Source organism: Hydrogenophaga sp., assembly GCF_019264445.1.
Taxonomy (GTDB): domain Bacteria; phylum Pseudomonadota; class Gammaproteobacteria; order Burkholderiales; family Burkholderiaceae_C; genus Hydrogenophaga.
Map to the genome: position 1 here is coordinate 1 of NZ_JAHVAB010000021.1, position 17,720 is coordinate 17,720.

General features: G+C 69.2%; 18 protein-coding genes. 9 read left to right on the top strand and 9 right to left on the bottom strand.

Features of this window, described 5'->3' with window-relative positions; all coding sequences use genetic code 11:
- Window positions 1–30: 30 nt before the first annotated feature.
- Both KXJ60_RS02490 and KXJ60_RS02495 read right to left on the bottom strand, forming a co-directional pair.
- Window positions 31–1,101 (bottom strand): C4-dicarboxylate TRAP transporter substrate-binding protein, encoded by a 1,071-nt coding sequence (locus tag KXJ60_RS02490; RefSeq protein ID WP_291123829.1) that lies wholly within the window; start codon window positions 1,099–1,101, stop codon window positions 31–33.
- 90 nt (window positions 1,102–1,191) lie between these two features.
- Complete coding sequence (locus KXJ60_RS02495; protein WP_291123830.1) at window positions 1,192–1,932, bottom strand: TetR/AcrR family transcriptional regulator; 741 nt, start codon at window positions 1,930–1,932, stop codon at window positions 1,192–1,194.
- An 85-nt stretch (window positions 1,933–2,017) separates the two neighbouring features.
- Here KXJ60_RS02495 and KXJ60_RS02500 point away from each other — a divergent pair, with 85 nt between their 5' ends.
- The 6 genes from KXJ60_RS02500 to KXJ60_RS02525 all read left to right on the top strand — a co-directional run bounded on the left by KXJ60_RS02500 (window position 2,018) and on the right by KXJ60_RS02525 (window position 7,404).
- Window positions 2,018–2,671, top strand: coding sequence for a carbon monoxide dehydrogenase subunit G (locus KXJ60_RS02500; RefSeq protein ID WP_291123831.1), 654 nt, complete (start codon window positions 2,018–2,020; stop codon window positions 2,669–2,671).
- 10 nt (window positions 2,672–2,681) lie between these two features.
- Window positions 2,682–3,536, top strand: coding sequence for a xanthine dehydrogenase family protein subunit M (locus KXJ60_RS02505; RefSeq protein ID WP_291123832.1), 855 nt, complete (start codon window positions 2,682–2,684; stop codon window positions 3,534–3,536).
- A 20-nt stretch (window positions 3,537–3,556) separates the two neighbouring features.
- Window positions 3,557–4,042 carry a (2Fe-2S)-binding protein gene (locus KXJ60_RS02510; RefSeq protein WP_291123833.1) on the top strand — a complete coding sequence of 162 codons (486 nt, stop codon included), beginning with the start codon at window positions 3,557–3,559 and terminating at the stop codon, window positions 4,040–4,042.
- The gene (locus tag KXJ60_RS02515; protein WP_291123834.1) at window positions 4,039–6,456 is read left to right on the top strand and encodes a xanthine dehydrogenase family protein molybdopterin-binding subunit; all 2,418 of its coding nucleotides are present in this window, start codon (window positions 4,039–4,041) and stop codon (window positions 6,454–6,456) included. The genes KXJ60_RS02510 and KXJ60_RS02515 overlap by 4 nt, the downstream gene beginning before the upstream one ends.
- A 91-nt stretch (window positions 6,457–6,547) precedes the next feature.
- The gene (gene atpE, locus KXJ60_RS02520; protein ID WP_291123835.1) at window positions 6,548–6,790 is read left to right on the top strand and encodes a F0F1 ATP synthase subunit C; all 243 of its coding nucleotides are present in this window, start codon (window positions 6,548–6,550) and stop codon (window positions 6,788–6,790) included.
- Window positions 6,787–7,404 (top strand): hypothetical protein, encoded by a 618-nt coding sequence (locus KXJ60_RS02525; RefSeq protein ID WP_291123836.1) that lies wholly within the window; start codon window positions 6,787–6,789, stop codon window positions 7,402–7,404. The genes atpE and KXJ60_RS02525 overlap by 4 nt, the downstream gene beginning before the upstream one ends.
- On the opposite strand, the gene KXJ60_RS02530 is transcribed toward KXJ60_RS02525, so the two are convergent.
- Window positions 7,338–8,561: a LysR substrate-binding domain-containing protein gene (locus KXJ60_RS02530; RefSeq protein WP_291123837.1), complete on the bottom strand. Its 1,224-nt coding sequence runs from the start codon at window positions 8,559–8,561 to the stop codon at window positions 7,338–7,340. The genes KXJ60_RS02525 and KXJ60_RS02530 overlap by 67 nt on opposite strands.
- A gap of 121 nt (window positions 8,562–8,682) precedes the next feature.
- Here KXJ60_RS02530 and KXJ60_RS02535 point away from each other — a divergent pair, with 121 nt between their 5' ends.
- Together KXJ60_RS02535 and KXJ60_RS02540 are read left to right on the top strand one after the other, a co-directional pair.
- Window positions 8,683–9,663, top strand: a complete 981-nt coding sequence (locus KXJ60_RS02535) for a tripartite tricarboxylate transporter substrate binding protein (RefSeq protein WP_291123838.1) — start codon at window positions 8,683–8,685, stop codon at window positions 9,661–9,663.
- A 43-nt stretch (window positions 9,664–9,706) separates the two neighbouring features.
- A complete protein-coding gene (locus KXJ60_RS02540) occupies window positions 9,707–10,669 on the top strand; it encodes an MBL fold metallo-hydrolase (RefSeq protein ID WP_291123839.1) in 963 nt (320 codons plus the stop codon).
- 24 nt (window positions 10,670–10,693) lie between these two features.
- Here KXJ60_RS02540 and KXJ60_RS02545 read toward each other — a convergent pair whose 3' ends face one another.
- From KXJ60_RS02545 to KXJ60_RS02565, 5 genes are read right to left on the bottom strand one after another with little or no spacing between them, the layout of a single operon-like run.
- Window positions 10,694–11,500, bottom strand: a complete 807-nt coding sequence (locus tag KXJ60_RS02545) for an ABC transporter substrate-binding protein (protein ID WP_291123895.1) — start codon at window positions 11,498–11,500, stop codon at window positions 10,694–10,696.
- A 10-nt stretch (window positions 11,501–11,510) separates the two neighbouring features.
- Window positions 11,511–12,485: a tripartite tricarboxylate transporter substrate binding protein gene (locus KXJ60_RS02550; RefSeq protein WP_291123840.1), complete on the bottom strand. Its 975-nt coding sequence runs from the start codon at window positions 12,483–12,485 to the stop codon at window positions 11,511–11,513.
- A gap of 26 nt (window positions 12,486–12,511) precedes the next feature.
- Complete coding sequence (locus KXJ60_RS02555) at window positions 12,512–13,501, bottom strand: zinc-binding dehydrogenase (protein WP_291123841.1); 990 nt, start codon at window positions 13,499–13,501, stop codon at window positions 12,512–12,514.
- A 22-nt stretch (window positions 13,502–13,523) separates the two neighbouring features.
- Window positions 13,524–14,333 (bottom strand): enoyl-CoA hydratase, encoded by an 810-nt coding sequence (locus KXJ60_RS02560; protein ID WP_291123842.1) that lies wholly within the window; start codon window positions 14,331–14,333, stop codon window positions 13,524–13,526.
- Window position 14,334: 1 nt separating this feature from the next.
- Entirely contained in the window at window positions 14,335–15,525 is a 1,191-nt protein-coding gene (locus tag KXJ60_RS02565; protein ID WP_291123843.1) for a CoA transferase, read from the bottom strand.
- Window positions 15,526–15,651: 126 nt separating this feature from the next.
- On the opposite strand from KXJ60_RS02565, the gene KXJ60_RS02570 reads away from it, so the two are divergent.
- Window positions 15,652–16,332: an FCD domain-containing protein gene (locus tag KXJ60_RS02570; protein ID WP_291123844.1), complete on the top strand. Its 681-nt coding sequence runs from the start codon at window positions 15,652–15,654 to the stop codon at window positions 16,330–16,332.
- A 12-nt stretch (window positions 16,333–16,344) separates the two neighbouring features.
- Here the strand turns inward: KXJ60_RS02570 and KXJ60_RS02575 are convergent, their stop codons facing one another.
- Window positions 16,345–17,715, bottom strand: a complete 1,371-nt coding sequence (locus tag KXJ60_RS02575; protein WP_291123845.1) for an MmgE/PrpD family protein — start codon at window positions 17,713–17,715, stop codon at window positions 16,345–16,347.
- Window positions 17,716–17,720: the final 5 nt, after the last annotated feature.

The following is a 17,720-nucleotide window of genomic DNA, read 5'->3' on the forward strand; positions in this document are numbered from 1 at the left end:
CACCTGGGCCGGGCGGCGGGCCTGGGTTCATCAGCGGTTCTGGGCTTCCCAGTCGCGCAGCGGCTTCACGCCGCGCGCACGCAGCTCGTCAAAGTAGGCCTTGAGCACCTGCTTGCCACCGTCGCCGGTGGTCTGCAGCCAGGGCGCCACGATGTTGGGCAGGCTGTTGACCAGCTTGGTCTTCTCGGCAGCGGGCAAGTCGGCGATCTGCAGGCCGGCGGCCTTCATCGTGTCCAGCGCGGCGTTGGCCGTCTTGGTGACGTGCTGGCCGTGCGCCTTGGAAGTCGCCTTGCCGGCCTGGAGCATCGCGTCCTGCACTTCCTTGGGCAGCTTCTCGAAGAAGCGCTTGTTGACCGCCACGCTGCCGAAGTACATCGCGCCGATGTCGATGCGCGTGAGGTACTTGGCCACCTCGTACACGCGCGCCGGGCCGATGCCGCTGGCAAACGAAAGCGCGCCCTGGGTCACGCCGGTCTGGATGTTGGTGTAGTAGGTGGTGAGTGCGCCGTCCACGGGGGTGGCGCCGGTGTCGCGCAGCCAGTTGGCTGAGGTGCCGGGTGCGTTGATGCGCTTGTTCTTCAGGCTGTCCAGGTTGGTGACCGGGAAGTTGGCGTAGATGTCGTAGCTGTCGGTGATGAGCGACGACAGGGGCACCATGTTCTGGGCGGACCAGCTGTCCTTGAGCGCGGGCACGGTGGCGTTGAGCTTGTCGAAGATCTCGATCAGCTGCTCGTGGTTGGTGGTGGCGAACGGGGTGAAGTAGGTGACGTTCTGCAGCGGCATGGCGGAGTTTTCCCACACCGTGCCGACCATGCCCACGTCCACGATGCCGTCGCGCACGGCGGCGCGCGTGTCGGTGAACTTGTAGAGCGTGCCGCCGTAGTTCTCGCGCCAGCGCACTTCAAATTTGCCGCCGCCTTCCTTGAGGATGCGGTCCACCTCGGGCTGGAACACCTCCTTCATGGCGAAGGCCCAGATGTTGGTGGTGGGGTGGCTTGAGCCGATGTTGACCGTGACGCGCTGTTGCGCGAGGGCCGCACCGCCGAAGGCCGTGGCCCCCAGGGCGATCAGGCTGGCGAGCGTGAATTTCGTGAGTTTCATGTTGTCTCCTGCGTGGGTGGAATGGCTGAACAGACAGCCGGGCTTGGGGTGTGCCAGCGCCCCCGCGCTGGCTTCATGAAAAGGTGGGGGTCATCGTCGCGCGCGGCGCGCGGCGGTGGCCACCGGTGCGGGCGGTGGCGCGGGCTCTGGGGTGGCAAACAGCTCGCGGCTGGCCGCGAGGTACGAGCGCACACGGTCGCGCGCGCAGGTCTCGTCGTAGTTGCCGGGCATGGCTTCGCTGTGCACCACCTGGCCGTAGATCCAGCGGCGCATGGTGATGTAGAAGAAACCGCCGTGCAGCCCCATGAGCAGCTCCAGCTCGCGCGGGCTGGGCTTGGCACGGCTGGTCGCGCCGCGAAAGCGCCGCGTCTCGCGGATCAGGCGCGGGAACAGGCGCGTGCGCAGCATGGCGAAGAAGCGGTCGGTGATGGTGTGGTCCGTGAGGCCGGAGAACACCAGAATGCGCACGAAATCGCGCGAGAGCGCGTTGTTGACGTAGTCCAGGTAGAAGGCGGTGAACTTGTCTTCGACGCTGGTTTCGGGGTCGTCGAGCAGGTCGTCCCACTCGGCGCGCCAGCGGCCTTCAAACAGCTCCAGGTACACGCGGTCCACCAGCGCCTGCTTGGTCGGGAAGTAGTGGTACAGCAGCGCGTGCGTCACGCCGATGCTCTTGGCGAGGTCGCGCAGCTGGCCGTCCAGGCCACGCTCGGCAAAGAAGGCAATGGCGCCGTCCAGGATCTGCCGCTCGCGCTCGGCCACGCCCATGCGGCGGCGTGCCAGCACCGGCTTGTCCTCGTTGTCAGACCGATCAGGGTTTGTCTGGATGCGCACGCTATTTACCATCGGGTCAATGATTTGTACCATTGTTAACCGAGTGGTAAACAAAAACACCCGTGAAAACCCGAGGATTCAAAACATGGAATTGACTGGCGACATCCTGATCGGCGCGCCGCGCGACAAGGTCTGGACCGCACTCAACGATGCCGGCGTGCTGGCACGCTGCATCCCCGGCTGCGAGGGCGTCGAAGAGACGAGCCCCACCGAGAAGACGGCGCGCGTGATGGTGAAGGTGGGCCCGGTGCGCGCGCGCTTCGTGGGCCGCATCCGGATGGACGACGTGCGCCCCGGCGAAGGCTGCGTGTTGCAGTTCGAAGGCTCGGGCGGCGCGGCGGGCATGGCCAAGGGCCAGTCCAGCGTGCAGCTCACCGACGAAGGCGAAGGCACGCGCCTGCGCTACACCGCGCAAGCCGCCATTGGCGGCAAGCTGGGGCAGGTGGGTGGCCGCATGATCGACGCCGCCGCCAAGCAGATGGCCGACCAGTTCTTCACCGCGTTCAACGCGCAGCTGGTGCCCGCCGAGAGCGCGCCGGCCGGTGATCCAGCAGCGTCGGTGGACGCACCTGCCGCCACCCCAACGGCCACCCCAGCCATCGCCGCACCCGTGCGCACCCACACGCCGCCCGCCAGCGCCGCGCCGGCCACCAGCGAGCGCGTGCGCCTGCTGTGGTTTGCCATGGGCGCGCTGTCCACGGGCTTTGGCGTGTGGATCGCTTCCCTGCTGGGTCATTGAGGAGCACACCGTGAAAGCCGCCGCCTTCGACTACATCAAACCCACCTCCCTGGACCAGGTGCTCAGCCTGCTGCAGCAGCACGGCGACGACGCGCGCCTGCTGGCCGGCGGCCAGACGCTCATGGCCACGCTGAACATGCGCCTGTCCGAGCCCGCACTGGTGATCGACATCACCGGGCTGGCCGACTTGCGCGGCATCTCGGTGCAAGGCTCTGCGCTGCGCATCGGTGCGCTGGTGACGCACAGCGAGATCGAGGCCAGCGCGCTGGTGGCCCAACACGCGCCCCTGCTCACCGAAGCGGTGCCGCACATTGCGCACCGCGCCATCCGCAACAGCGGCACCTGGGGCGGTTCGCTGGCCTACGCCGACCCCGCCGCCGAATGGCCCACCTGCCTGCTCGCGCTGGGCGGCACGGTGATCGCGCGCGGCCCCAGGGGTGAACGCCGCATCGCCGCCGACGATTTCTTCACCGGTCTCTACAGCACCGCGCTGCAACCCGACGAAGTGCTGGTGGCCGCCGAAGTACCGCTGGCCACGCCGAACCAGTGGACCGGCTTCTCCGAGCTGGCGCGCCGCCACGGCGACTACGCCATTGCGGGTATGGCCGTGTGCGCACAGCGCCAGGCGGGTGTGCTCAAGGGCGTGCGCATCGTGCTGCTGGGCATTGGCGCCACGCCGCTGCGCGCGCGCCAGACCGAGGCACTGCTCGACGGCCGCGCGCTGGACGCCGCCGCCATCGCCTCGGCGGTGGCCAGCCTGAAGTCCGAGATCGAGCCCTTCCCCGACCTCACCAACACCCCCGAGACCAAACGCCACCTGGCCGGCGTGCTGCTGCAGCGCCTGTTGCAGTCGGCGCAGTCCTGAGCCCACCCGAGGACCCATCCATGGCAGACCTGCATCCCATCCGCGTCACCGTCAATGGCGCGACGCACCAGTGCAGCGTGTCTCCGCGCACGCACCTGGTGGACTTTCTCCGCGAAGACCTCGCGCTCAAGGGCAGCCACCTGGGCTGCGAACACGGCGTGTGCGGCGCCTGCACCGTGGAGCTCAACGGCCACATCGTGCGCGGCTGCCTCACGCTGGCCGTGCAGGCCGATGGCGGCCAGGTGCAGACCATCGAAGGCCTGAGCCGCAGCGGCACCATCGCCGACCTGCAGAAAGCCTTTGTGCAGCACAACGCGCTGCAGTGCGGCTTCTGCACCTCGGGCATGCTCATGGCGGCCAAGGAACTCGTGGAGCAAAAACCCGACGCCACCCGCGCCGAAGTGCGCGACTGGATTTCCGGCAACTACTGCCGCTGCACCGGCTACCAGGCCATCGTTGATGCGATCTGCAGCGTCCTGAAACAACGCAAGGAGGCCACGGCATGAAGCGCGACACCGTCAACCTCGAACCCGGCGCCGACCAGCCGGTGGTGCTGGCCCCGGTCACCGAAGACCCGCGGTATGTGGGCGTGTCGGTGCCGCGCGGCGGCATCGAGCGGCTCACGCAGGGCCTGGGCCAGTACGTCGACGACATCGAGCTGCCGCGCATGGCGCATGTGGCCTTCTGGCGCAGCCCGGTGTCGCACGCGCGCATCCTCAAGGTGCATGGCGACTTCGCGCGCGGCATGCCCGGCGTGCTGCTGGTGGCCGACGGCCACGACCTGGCCAAGGTGTGCAAGCCGTGGGTGGCCACGCTGGGCCACCTGGCGGGCATGAAGTCGGCACCGCAACACGCCCTGGCGGTGGACCGCGCCTGCTGGCAGGGCGAGCCGGTGGTGGCGGTGGTGGCCGAAACGCGCGCCCAGGCCGAAGACGCGCTGGCCTATGTGCAGGTGGACTGGGAAGAACTCCCCGCGGCCAACGACATGGAGACCGCGCTGGCCGACACCACGCCGCTGATCCACCCCGAACTGGGCGACAACCTGTGCTTCACGCGCAGCCTGAACGTGGGCGAGGTCGACGCCGCATTCGCCACCGCCGACGTGGTGGCCGAAACCACCTTCGAGTTTGGTCGCCACACCGGCGTGACGCTGGAACCCCGCTGCCAGATCGCCCACTGGAGCCCGGCCGACCAGCGCCTCACGGTCTACCACTCGCAACAGGCGCCGCACATGATGCAGGACCTGTACGGCCGCCAGTTCGACCTGCCCGCCTCCAGCATCCGCGTGATCTGCAAGGACGTGGGCGGCTCCTTCGGCATCAAGGTGCACGCCTACCCGGACGACTTCGCCACGGTGGCGCTCTCGATCCTGCTCGGGCGCCCGGTGAAGTTCGTGGCCGACCGCCTTGAGAGCTTCACCAGCGACATCCACGCCCGCCACCACCGAGTGAAGGCGCGCATTGCGGCCAACCGCAGCGGCGAAATCGTGGGCTTCGAGATCAACGACCTCACCGGCATCGGCCCGTATTCGATGTTCCCGCGCACCAGCGCCATCGAAGGCAACCAGGTGGTCAACCTCGTGGGCGGCCCTTACAAACACAAGCACTACCGCGCCAAGCTCGATGTGGTGTTCCAGAACAAGACGCCCACCTGCCAGTACCGCGGCGTGGGCCACCCGATTGCCTGCGCCGTGACCGAAGGCCTGGTGGATCTGGCGGCCCAGAAAATCGGCATGGACCCGCTGGAGATCCGCCGGCGCAACGTGATCCCCGACGACGCCTACCCCACCAGCGGCGCTTCGGGCATCAAGCTCGAAGTGCTCTCGCACGAGGCCTGCCTGAAGAAGCTGCGCGAGCTCATGAACTACGACGCGCTGCGCGCCGAGCAGGCCGCGCTGCGCCAGCAGGGCATCTACCGCGGCATCGGCATTGCCACGCTGATCGAGCTCACCAACCCCAGCGCCGCGTTCTACGGCGTGGGCGGCGCGCGCATCGCCTCGCAAGACGGCGCCACCGCCCGCCTGGACCCCGAAGGCCACGTGACCGTGCTCATCGGCGTGGGCGAACAGGGCCAGGGCACCGAAGGCATCTACGCGCAGATCGCCGCCGACGCGGTGGGCGTGGACATTGCCAAGGTGCGCATCGTCACCGGCGACACCGACGTGACGCCCTACGGCGGTGGCACCTGGGCCTCGCGCGGTGCGGGCGTGGGCGGTGAAGCCGTGCTGCTGGCCGGCCAGGCGCTGCGCGAAAACATCGTGAAGGTGGCGGCCGTGATCCTCAAGCGCGAAGGCACCGGCCTGGCCGTGCGGCGCGGGCGCATCGTGGACGCCGGCACCGGCGAGGAACTGCTGCCGCTGGCCGAGCTGGGCCGCATCGCGTACTTCCGCTCCGACACCCTGCCGGCCGACTTCACGCCCGAGCTGATGGTGACGCGCCACTACGCGCAGCGCGACTACCCCTTCATCTTCACCAACGGCGTGCAGGCCTCGTATGTGGAAGTGGACCCAGACACCGGCTTCGTGAAGCTGCTCAAGCACTGGGCGGTGGAAGACTGCGGCCGCGTGCTCAACCCCATGCTGGTGGACGAGCAGATGCGCGGCGCCATCGTGCAGGGCATTGGCGGCGCGCTGTTCGAAGAGTGCCTCTACGACGACAGCGGGCTCATGGTCAACGCCAGCATGGCCGACTACCTCGTGCCCATGTCGGCCGAGATGCCCGACATCGAAGTGGCCCATGTGCAGACGCCCACCGCCAGCTCGAAGCTGGGTGCCAAGGGCGCGGGCGAAGCGGGCACCGCCGGCGCGCCGGCCGCGGTGATGAACGCGATCAACGACGCGATTGCGCCGTTCAATGCCCACGTGCATTCGCAGCCCATCACGCCGCAGAAGCTGCTCAAGGCCCTGGGCCGCATCGACTGACGCGGCGAGCGCAGCGCCATGACCTCCCGGGTCATGGCGCTTGCGTACGCCATCGGTCACAGTGAAGCCATCACCACCCCAGGAGCTTCACATGTCAGACCTCAGCCAACTCCCGCTTGCCGTGGGCCACATGATCGGCCTGGGCGCCCTGGGCTCGTGCATCGGCATCGGCGTCATGGCCAGCAAGTACCTGGAAGCCTCGGCGCGACAGCCCGAGATGATGCAGGCCCTGCAGCCCAAGGTGTTCCTGCTTGCCGGGCTGCTGGACGGCGCCTTCATCATCTCGGTGGCGCTGGGCGTGTGGTTCGCCCTGGCCGCGCCCTTTCCCCGATGACCCCCCGCCACACAGGCCTGCACGTGGCGCTGGCCGGTGCGGGCGGCACCACCGGCAGCGCGGTGCTGCAAGACTGGCTGGGCCAAGCCGAGGTGGCGCGGGTCACCGTGCTCACCACGCAGCGCTTCCTGCAAATGCCACCCCGCATGGCCGACGCCGTGGTGCACGGCGACGCCTGGCAGGACGCCTTGCCCACGGCAGACCATGCCGTCATCGTCTGCGGCACACCCCGGCGCGCACGCGAATCGGTCTACTGGCAACCGCCGCGCGAACAGCTGGTGCCACTGGCCACCGCATGGCGTGCGCGCGGCGTGCGCAGCCTGGAGGTGGTGCTGGCCCACGCGCCGCTCAGCGCGGCTGACCACACCGCCCTGCAGCAGCTGGGGTTTGACCGCTTCACGCAGCGCCGCCTCACACCCGCCCGGCTGGCCCCCACCACCGCGCGCTGGCCCGAGCGGCTGGCCGCCTGGATGCTCGCCACGCTGCTGAGCGTGATGCAGCAGGTGGCCGCGAGCCGCCGCCAGCGCCCGCTCCGAGGCCGCGCCCTTCAGGTCGCCAGCGGCGCCAGCCCGCGCAGCGCCTCCAGCAGGCACACGCACGACGGCGGCCACTGAAAGCCGCGGCGCACCGTGATGCCGATGCGCCGCTCCACCTGGCGCAGCGCCACCGGCACGCGCACCAGCGCACCGCTGTGCAGGTCTTCGGCCACCTGCAGGGGCGACATCAGCGCGATGTGGTCGCTCTTCATGAGCAGCGCGCGCACCAGCGCCGGGCTGTTGGCGTGAAAGGAGGCGTCGGGCAGCGGCGCATCGGCCGCGCGGAACGCGCGCTCGAACGCGGCATGGGCCGGCGTGTCGGGCAGCGGTGCGATCCAGCCCTGCGTGCGCAGCTGGCGCAGCGAGCGGGTGCGCTGCACCGCGGCCAGCGCGTGCCCCCGGCGCACCACCGCGATCAGCGACTCCCGAAACAGCTCGTGCTCTTCGAGTTCGGGCGACACGAGCTCGCCGCGCAGCGGGCCGATCACCAGGTCCAGGTCGCCGGTCTTGAGCTGGCGCGCCATGGCTTCGTACGTCCCATCGCTCACCGTCACCACCATGCGCGGCATGCGCTGCAACAGCGCGGCCAGCGCCTGCGGCGCCAGCGAGGTGCTGGCCATGGGCAGCACGCCCAGGTGCAGACGCCCGGAGGTCTCGCCCCGGTAGGCCGACATCTGCTCGGCCAGCACGCGCAGCACATTGAGCACGCGCTTGAGCGCACCGAGCACGCGCTGCCCGTCGCGGGTGAGGCGAATGCCGCGCTGCGTGCGCTGCACCAGCGCCCGGCCATAGGCCTGGTGCAACGAACGCAGCTGCTGGCTCACCGCCGGTTGCGACAGACCCAGCGAACGCGCGGCCAGGGTCTCGTTGGCCAGCTCCGCGCAGGTGACGAAGCAGCGCAACATGGGCACCGTGAGCACGCGCAACAGGCTCTCCACCTGCCGTGGCTGCGGCGCGCCCTCCGGCACGCTGGCGGTGAGCTCCACCCGGATGGCTTCGCAGGCCCGCACCACCGCCAGCCCCGGCGCCGTGCACACCATGCCGCGGGCGCCGCGCTCGAACAGCGGCACCCGCAGCGACTGCTCGGCCAGCCGCAGGGTGCGCGACACCGCCGAGGTGGACACATGCAGCGCCTGCGCCGCCGCCACCGCCGTGCCCTGCTGGTGCGTGGCCTCGACGATGCGCAGCATGCGCAGGCGCATGTCCTGCGGCTTTTCGGGGGGTTCGGTGGCCATGGTGCGTTGTCCCGTCATAAGCAGATTGCAATCCAGAACGCGCATATTGCATGACCCGCCGGGCTCGCTGCAAGCCACACTTCATGCTGTTGTTTGAACCTCCTCCTATAACCAGACTTTTATGGCTCTTCCTACCTCCCTCATCTCCCGTCGGCAACTGGTGCTCGCCACCGCCGCCAGCCTGGCTTCGCTGCCCACCTGGGCGCAGGCGCCCAAGACGGTCAAGCTCGTGGTGCCCTTCCCGCCCGGCGGCTCCACCGACATCCTGGCGCGCGCCATCGGGGCGCGGCTGGCCACGCAGATGGGCATCACGGTGGTGATCGAGAACAAGGGCGGCGCGGCCGGCTCGGTGGGCGCCGGCGAGGTGGCGCGCATGGCGCCCGACGGCGCCACGCTCATGATGGGCCACATCGGCACGCTGGCGATCAACCCCTCGATCTACCCCAAGCTGCCCTACGACCCGGTGAAGAGCTTCGCGCCACTGGCGCTGGTGGCCCGCGTGCCCAACGTGCTGGTGGTCAACGAGAAGTTCCCCGCCACCGACTTCAAGGGTTTCATCGCCAAGGCCAAGGCCGAGCCCGGCCGGCTGAACTACGCCTCGGGCGGCAACGGCAGCGCGGCGCACATCACCTTTGAATACCTCAAGCAGCAGACCGGCATCTTCATGCCTCACATTCCCTACCGCGGTGCTGCCCCGGCGGTGAGCGACGTGCTGGGCGGTCAGGTGGAGGCCATCTTCACCGGCTCGCCCGCGCTGATCGCGCACATCCGCGGCGGCAAGCTGCGCCCGCTGGCGGTCTCCAGCCCCAAGCGCATGCCCGCCCTGCCCGACGTGCCGACCGTGGCCGAGAGCGGCTACCCCGGCTTCGATGCCGACCAGTGGTACGGCATCGTGGCGCCCGCCGGCCTGCCGGCGCCGCTGGTGGCGCTCTACAACAGCGAGATCAACAAAGCCCTGGCTTCGCCCGAGGTGGCGCGCGCGCTGGCCATTGAAGGCGCCGAGCCCACACCCACCACACCGCAGGCGTTTGCGCAGCTCATCGCGAGCGAAATCCCACGGTGGGGCCAGGTCATCAAACGCGGGAACGTCAAGGCCGATTGACGCCTCTACAGTCCCTCCACCCTTTCACCAACGAGGCAACACCATGACCGTATCCCGACGCGATTTCCTTCTCTGGGGCACCGCTGGCTCCACCGCCCTGGCCCTGGGCTCCGCCTGGTCCCAGGCCCCGGCCAACCTCGGCACCGCCGCCCTGCCGGCCCAGGGCTGGCGCCAGTTCTCGCTGGGCTCGGCCGAGGTGTTTGCGCTCAACGACGGCGTGGTGCGCCGCCCGCTGGGTGAAGAGTTCGTGCGCAACGCGCCGCTGGAGCAGGTGAAGGCCGTGCTGGCCTCGCAGCAGCTGCCCACCGAATACATCGACGTGCCCTACAACAGCTTCCTGATGGTGGTGGGCGGCAAGCGCTGGCTGATCGACGCCGGCTTTGCCGACAACGGCCCGGCCAACACCGGCCGCCTGCTGGAGAACCTGCGCGGCGCCGGCTTCGGCGCGGCCGACATCGACGTGGTGCTGCTCAGCCACCTGCACGGCGACCACGTGAGCGGCCTGCGCCGCAAGGACGGCAGCCTGGTGTTTCCCAACGCCACGGTGCTGGTGCCCACGCCCGAATACGACTTCTGGATGGACCCCAAGCGGCTCGAAGCCGCACCGCCCGGCGCGCGCCCCGGCTTCGTGAACGCACGCCGCGTGCTCGACAACTACCCGGCCGACAAGCTGCAGCGCTTCACCCCCGGTGACCGCCTGCTCGGCGCCGTGGACAGCATCGCCGCCTTCGGTCACTCGCCAGGCCACACGCTGTTCACGCTGCGCGGCACGCAGTCGCAGTTCACGTACCTCGCCGATGCGGCGCACTACCCCGCGCTGTTCACGCGCAACCCGGACTGGCAGGTGCAGTTCGACATGGACGCCGAAGCGGCCCGCGCTTCACGCCGCGCAGCACTCGCCCGCGCAGCGGCGGACCAGGGCATCGTGGGCGGCTATCACTTCCCGTTCCCCGCGTTTGGCCGCATCAAGCCCGAGGGCAACGGCTACGCGTTCCAGACGATGTGACGCGGCGGGTGCGCGGTGCCCGACTCAGCGGGCCGGTGCCACCGCCGCACCCTGGATGTTGTGCCGCTTCAGGGCGGCGGCCACGAAGCCCGTGGCCTTCATTTCTTCGATGTAGCTGCTCAGCCAGGCCTGCGCGGCGGTGCGGCCCTTGGGCACGCCCATCGACTGTTCGATCACCATGAAACGCCCGGGCAGCAGGCGCACGCCGCCCACGCGCTGCGCGTCCATCTCCAGCTGCTGCTTCACGCCGGCGGCCACGTCCAGCTTCTCGGCCAGGAACATGTCGGTCACGGCCGGTGAGGTGGGCGCGCGCACCAGCGTGGCGGCCTTGATCTCGCGCGTGAGGAACAGGTCGTAGGCGCTGCCGCGCCCCACCACCACGCGCGTGCCGGCGCGGTCCACGTCTTCGTTGCGCCGCAAGGGCGATTCGTTGCGCACCAGGTAAGAGCCTTCAATCACCACATAGGGCGCGGTGTATTCCATGTCGGCGGCGCGCACCGGGTCGATGGCCACGAAGGCCAGGTCCACCTGGCCGGCCTTGATGCCTTCCACCACGTTGCCGGCCGAGTTGAACAGCACCAGCTCGATGGGCAGGCCCAGGCGGCGCGCCGCTTCGCGCGCGAGGTCGACCGACACGCCTTGGGGCTCGCCCGCCGCGTTGCGCGTGGCCAGGATCGGGTTGCCGAAGTTGATGGCCGCGCGCAGCTTGCCGGTGGGCGAGAGCTGCGCCACCGCCGCCGCCGACGGCGCCTGGCCGGACGGCGCGGTGGCCGCGCAACCGCCCAGCGCCAGCACGCTGGCGGCACACAGGGTTCGACGGGAGAGGGCCATGGGGTTCATGTCAGTCCACCTTCACGTTGGCGGACTTGACCAGGTTCACCCAGAACTTGTTGTCCTCCACCAGGAACTTGCTGAAGTCGGCCGGCGAGCTGGAGAGCGACACCTCGGTGCCTTCGCGCGCCAGCGCGGCTTTCACCGAAGGCTGCTCCATGGCCGTGCGCACGGCGTCGTACACCGCCTTGCTCACCGCGGGCGGCGTGCCGGCGGGCAGGAACATGCCGTACCAGAACTCCAGGTTGTAGTCGGGCAGGCCGGCTTCGCGCATGCCGGGCACATCGGGCACCAGCGGCGAGCGCTCGCGCGTGCTCACGGCCAGCGTGCGCAGCTTGCCCGCTGTGGCCTGCGGCAGCACCGACGGCGAGGTGCCGAAGGTGAGCTGGGTTTCGCCGGCCATCACTGAGGTGATGGCGAACGATCCGCCCCGGTAGGGCACGTGCGTCATTTCGGTGCCCGTGAGCAGGCCGAACAGCGCGGCGCCCAGGTGCGGTGCCGAGCCGTTGCCCGAGGTGGAGTAGTTGAGCTTGCCGGGGTCTTTCTTCGCAGCGGCGATCAGGTCGGGCACCGACTTGATCGGGCTGGCCGGGGTGACCGCCAGCACCAGCGGTGACGTGGTCATCTTGGTGATGGGCATCAGGTCGCTGGGCTTGTAGGTGAGCTTGGGGTTGAGCGCCGGGTTCACCGAGATCGCACTGGGGCTGCCGATCAGCATGGTGTAGCCGTCGGGCGCGGCCTTGGCCACGATGTCGGCCGCGATGCTGGAGCCGTTGCCCGGCTTGTTTTCAACGATCACGGTCTGGCCACCCAGCGCCTTGCTGAAGGCTTCGCTCATGGAGCGCGCCACGTAGTCGGCGGCGCCGCCGGGCGCGAAGCCCACCACGAGGCGGATCGGCTTGTTGGGGTACGGCGCGGTCTGCGCCCAGCTGGTGGAGGCGAGCGTGCCCAGGGCGAGCGCGAGCATCAGGGGTTTCGTGTTCATGGTTGTCTCCTCTGGCGGGTTGAAGTTCAGGGGTGTCCTGCCGGCATGCGCAGGACGATCTTTCCGATGTGCGCGCCGGCTTCCATGCGCGCCTTGGCTTCCTTGAGCTGTGCGAAGTCCATCACCTGGTCGATGCGCGGCTCGATGCGCCCTGCGGCCAGCAGCGGCACCACCTCGGCCACGAAACGCGGCACGGCGGCGGCGCGCTGGGCCTTGGTGCGCAGCTTGTTGGACACGCCGAACAAGGTGAGGCGTTTGGCGTGCAGCGCTTCCAGGTCGATCTCGGCGTGCACCACGCCGTCCACGTAGCCCACGGTGGCCAGCCGGCCTTCAAAGGCGAGCGCGCGAATGTTTTCCGCGAACACGGTGCCGCCCACGGTGTTGACGATGAGGTTGGCGCCGCGCTCGCCGGTGGCCTGCTTCACGGCGGGCGCGAAGTCGGCGGCGCGGGTGTGCAGCGCCACGTCCAGCCCCAGCGGCTTGAGCGCTTCGAGCTTCCCGGCCGAGCCCGAGGTGCCGATCACGTTCGCGCCCAGCGCCTTGGCCAGCTGCAGCGAGGCCACGCCCACGCCCGACGACGCGCCGTTGATGAGCAGCCACTCGCCGGCCTTCAGGTGGCCCTGCAGCACCAGCATGTCGAACGCCACGAGGAAGGTCAGCGGCACGCTGGCCGCTTGCTCCCACGAGAGGTTGGCCGGCATGTGCATGGCTTCGGCGGCTTCCATCACGGCGTATTCGGAGAACGCGCCGGGGCAGCGGCCCATGACGCGGTCGCCGATGGCAAAGCCGGTGACGTCTGCGCCCACGGCCACCACCTCGCCGGCGCCTTCACCGCCAATGGCTTTCCAGCTGCCGGGCTGGCCATGCAGGCCATGCCCCAGCAGGAATTCGCCCCGGTTGAGCGCGGTGGCGTGCATGCGCACGAGCAGCTGGCGGGCGTCGGGCGTGGGCACCGGGCTGTCGCGCAACTCCAGCACCGTGTCGGTGTCGGTCATCTGCATCCAGTAGGACTGCATGGCTTCGGTTCCTTGGTGAGGTTCAGCGGCCGGTGAACACCGGCTTGCGTTTCTGCATGAAGGCGGTGCGGCCTTCGGTGTAGTCGGCGCTCTCGAAGCAGCCGCGGATGAGCGAGGCGCACAGCGTGTGGTCGAGCTCGGGCGAGGGCTTGAGGATTTCGCGGGTGATGGCCTTGCCGGCCATCACGGTCAGGGGCGCGTTGTCGGCCATGGCGCTGGCGTATTCGGCCAGCAGCGCGGGCAGCGCGTCGGGCTCGCACACGCGCGAGACGAGGCCGAGCGACTTCGCCTCGGTGGCGTCGATGCGGCGAGCGGTAAAGAAGAGGTCTTTCGCCGCACCCGGGCCGACCAGGTCCACCAGGTTCTTCATGGCCGAGTAGCGGTAGCCCAGCCCCAGTCGCGCAGCGGGAATGGAGAACACCGAGTCGGTCGAGGCGATGCGGATGTCGCAGCTGATGGCCACGTTCACACCCCCGCCGATGCAGTAGCCGCGAATGCAGGCCAGCGTGGGCTTGGGAAAATCGGCAATGCCCATGAGCGTGGTCTCGGCCATCTTCTCGTAATAGGCCACGGCCTCTTTCGCGGCGCGCATGTCTTCGAACTGCGTGATGTCGGCGCCCGAGACAAAGGCCTTCTCGCCCGCGCCGGAAAACACGACCAGGCGCACGCGGTCGTCGCCCTGCGCCAGCGCGAGCAGCGGCGGCACGGCTTCCCACATGTCGACCGACAGCGCGTTGTGCCGCGCCGGGTTGTTGAAGCGGATGTGCAGCGTGCGGCCATCGAGCCAGGTCTGCACGCGCTCGGTGGTGCTGGTGTAAGTGGGTTCGCTCATCTCAATAGACTCCGGCGGCTTTCATGCGGACGAGGTCGTCGGCGCCCAGGCCGAGTTCGCTCAGGATTTCTTCGGTGTGTTCACCCCGGCGCGGCGCGGCGCGGGCAATGGTGCTGGGCGTGCGCTCGAGCTGCATGGGCTGGCCCACCAGGCGCTGCGGGCCCTGCCATTTCGAGACCACTTCTTTCACCATGCCCAGGTGCTGTACCTGCGGTTCCTCGAGCGCTTCCTTCATGTTGCTGATCAGGCCGCAGGCCACGCCGCCGTCGTTGAACTGCTGCACCCAGTGCGCGCGGTCGTGCGTGGCCAGCCGGCGGTTGATCTCGGCGTTGAGCGTTTCCCGGTTCACCGAGCGCGAGGGCTTGTCGTGGTAGCGCTCGTCGGTGATCCACTCGGGCGCGCCCAGGATGTGGCAGAAGCGCTCCCAGATCTTGGAGCCGAACACCGCGATGTTCATGTAGCCGTCGCGCGCCTTGTAGACGCCGGTGGGAATGCTCGTGGGGTGGAAGTTGCCCGCCTGCGTGGCCACCTCGCCATCGATGAGGTAGCGCGAGGTCTGGAAGTCGAGCATGTAGATCATGGATTCCAGCAGCGAGGTGTGCAGGAACTGGCCCTTGCCCGAGGCTTCGCGCTCCAGCAGCGCCACCAGGATGCCCTGCGCGGCAAAGATGCCGGCGCACAGGTCGGCAATGGGAATGCCCACGCGCATGGGGCCGTCGCCCTGCTGCCCGGTCACCGACATCAGGCCGCCCATGCCCTGGGCGATCTGGTCGAAGCCGGGGCGCGCGGCCAGCGGGCCGGTCTGGCCGAAGCCGGAGATGCTGGCGTAGACCAGGCCGGGATTGGTGGCCGAGAGCGACGCGTAGTCGATGCCCAGACGGAACTTCACGTCGGGCCGGAAGTTTTCCACCACCACGTCGGCCCCGTCGATCAGGCGCTTGAGCGTGGCAATGCCTTCGTCGGTCTTGAGGTTGAGCGTGATGGAGCGCTTGTTGCGGTGGGTGTACTGGTAGTCGGAGCCTTCCTGGCCACCGAGCGTGTCGTCGCCGCGCATGCTCTCGGGCATCTGGACCTGGATGACGTCGGCGCCCCAGTCGGCGAGCTGGCGGCAGGCGGTGGGGCCGGCGCGCACCTGGGTGAGGTCGATCACGCGAAAGCGCTGCAAGGCGGAGGAAGCGGGCTGGTGAGGCATGTGTGGAGGTTCCCTATGACCGCGCCATTGTTGTCACTTGGATTTAAAGTGTCAACACTTTGAAGTTATCGTTAACACTAACACGCGCGGCGTCGGCACCTCGCCGGCACCCGCTAGCATTCCCCCATGCCCCACACCCCGACCCCTTCCCGCGCCGCCAACCTGACCGAAGCCATGGTCAACGAGGTCAAGCGCCTCATTTACTCGGGCGAAGTCCAGCCGGGCGAACGCCTGAACGAAGCGGCCATTGCACTGCGCATGGGCACCAGCCGGGGCCCCATTCGCGAGGCCATGAAAGAGCTCGCCGGGCAGGGGCTGGTGACGGCCGTGCCCAACCGCGGCATGTTCGTGCGCCAGCTCTCGGTGCGCGACATGCTGGAGGTGTACGAGCTGCGCGCGCTGGTGTTCGGCTATGCCGCGGGCCGCGCCTGCGAGCACCTGACCGACGAACACCGCCAGACCTTCGAGCGGCTGCTCAAGGCGATGGACGAGGCCTGCGAAGCCGACGAGGGCACGCGCTACTACGAGCTCAACCTCGACTTCCACACGCTGATCCTGGAGCTCTCGCGCAACCGGCGCGCGCAGCAGTCGTACGACGAATACGTGAAGCAGCTGCACATCTTCCGGCGCAAGTACTTCAACGTGCCGGGCAACATGCGCCGCTCCAATGTGGAGCACCGCGAGATCTTCGAGGCGATCGTGGCGGCCGACGCGCCGCGCGCGCGCCTGGCGGCCGAGCAGCATGTGCTCTCGGGCCGCTCGCGCCTGCTGGCCAGCTTCGACGACCCGAGCCCCCTGCCCGCCTGAGGCGCTAGCGCTTCAGGGGCGGCACAGCGCGGTGAGCGCGCGCACATCGGGCTGGGCGGCCAGCGTCCAGCAGGCCGCCGTGATGGCGCGCGCCTTGGCCTCACCCAGCACGGGCGCCACGAGCGAGGCGAACTTCGCCTCCAGCTGCGCGTCGGTCAGGGGGTTTTGCAGCGAGCCGATGGCGTGCTCCACGCGCACCTCGATGCGCTGGCCGTCGCGCAGCACCGCCACCACGTGCACGGCCGCCTCGTCAATCGAATCGTCCACCGTGGCCTGCACGCGGTTGCGCAGGGCCACGACGTCCGGGTGGGTCACCACCGCGTCGGAAAACTCTTCTTCGGCCGCGCGGCCAAACATCAGACCCACCGCGCAGCCGTGGTACACGCTGAACTTGCCCTGCAGGCCGTCCTTGGGTTCCTTCTTGCCGGTGAGCTCCAGCACCAGCGAGTGCACGCGCAGCTCGATGCGCTCCACCTGCTCGGGCCGCACGCCTTTGTCGCGCAGCTGCACGCAGGCGTCGATGCTGGGGTGGATCACGATGCCGCAGGCAAAGGGTTTGTAGGAGTTGAAGGAGATCTCGAAGCGCTGGGCCAGCTCGTCGGTCACCTCGTGCCAGGCGCGCTTGTCGGACGCCACCTGCACGAAGCCGCGCGGCGCCTCCAGCGCGCGCGGGCTGGCGGTGAAACCCTGGCTGGCCAGCAGCGCCGACATCAGCCCGGCGCGCGCCGCCCCGCCGGGGTGAAACGGCTTGGTCATGGTGCCGAACTGCTCGCGCAGGCCCACCGGTTGCGAGGCCGCAATGCCCAGCGCCATGGTGGTCTGCTGTTCGTTCAGCTTGAGCAGGCGCGCGCAGCCGGCGGCCGCGCCCAGCATGCCGGTGGAGCCGGTGATGTGCCAGCCGCGGTCGTAGTGGTCGGGGTACATCACATTGCCGATGCGGCAGGCCACGTCGATGCCCAGCACCAGCGCATCGATCACGTCGCGCCCGCTGCTGCCGCGCTGCTCGGCCAGCGCCAGCACCGCAGAGGCCACCGGGCCGGCCGGGTGGATGATGGTCTTGAGGTGGGTGTCGTCGAAATCGAAGGTGTGCGAGGTGATGCCGTTGACCAGCGCGGCGCTGGCCATGTCCACCCGCTCACTTCGCCCGAGCACGCTGGCCTGCGCCGCCGGCTGCAGCATCTGCACCGCGGCCACGGCCGCGTCGGCCGCTTCGTGCTGCGCGGCGCCGATGGCACAGCCCAGCCAGTTGTAGAAGGTGCGGTGCGCTTCGTGCTCCACCGTGTCGCTCCAGCCGCGCGCGGGGTGCTGCGCCACAAAGCGCGCGAGGAGGGCGGTGATGGGCGGGGCGGAGGTGTCGGCAGGGACTTGGGTGTTGCGGGCCACGGGAA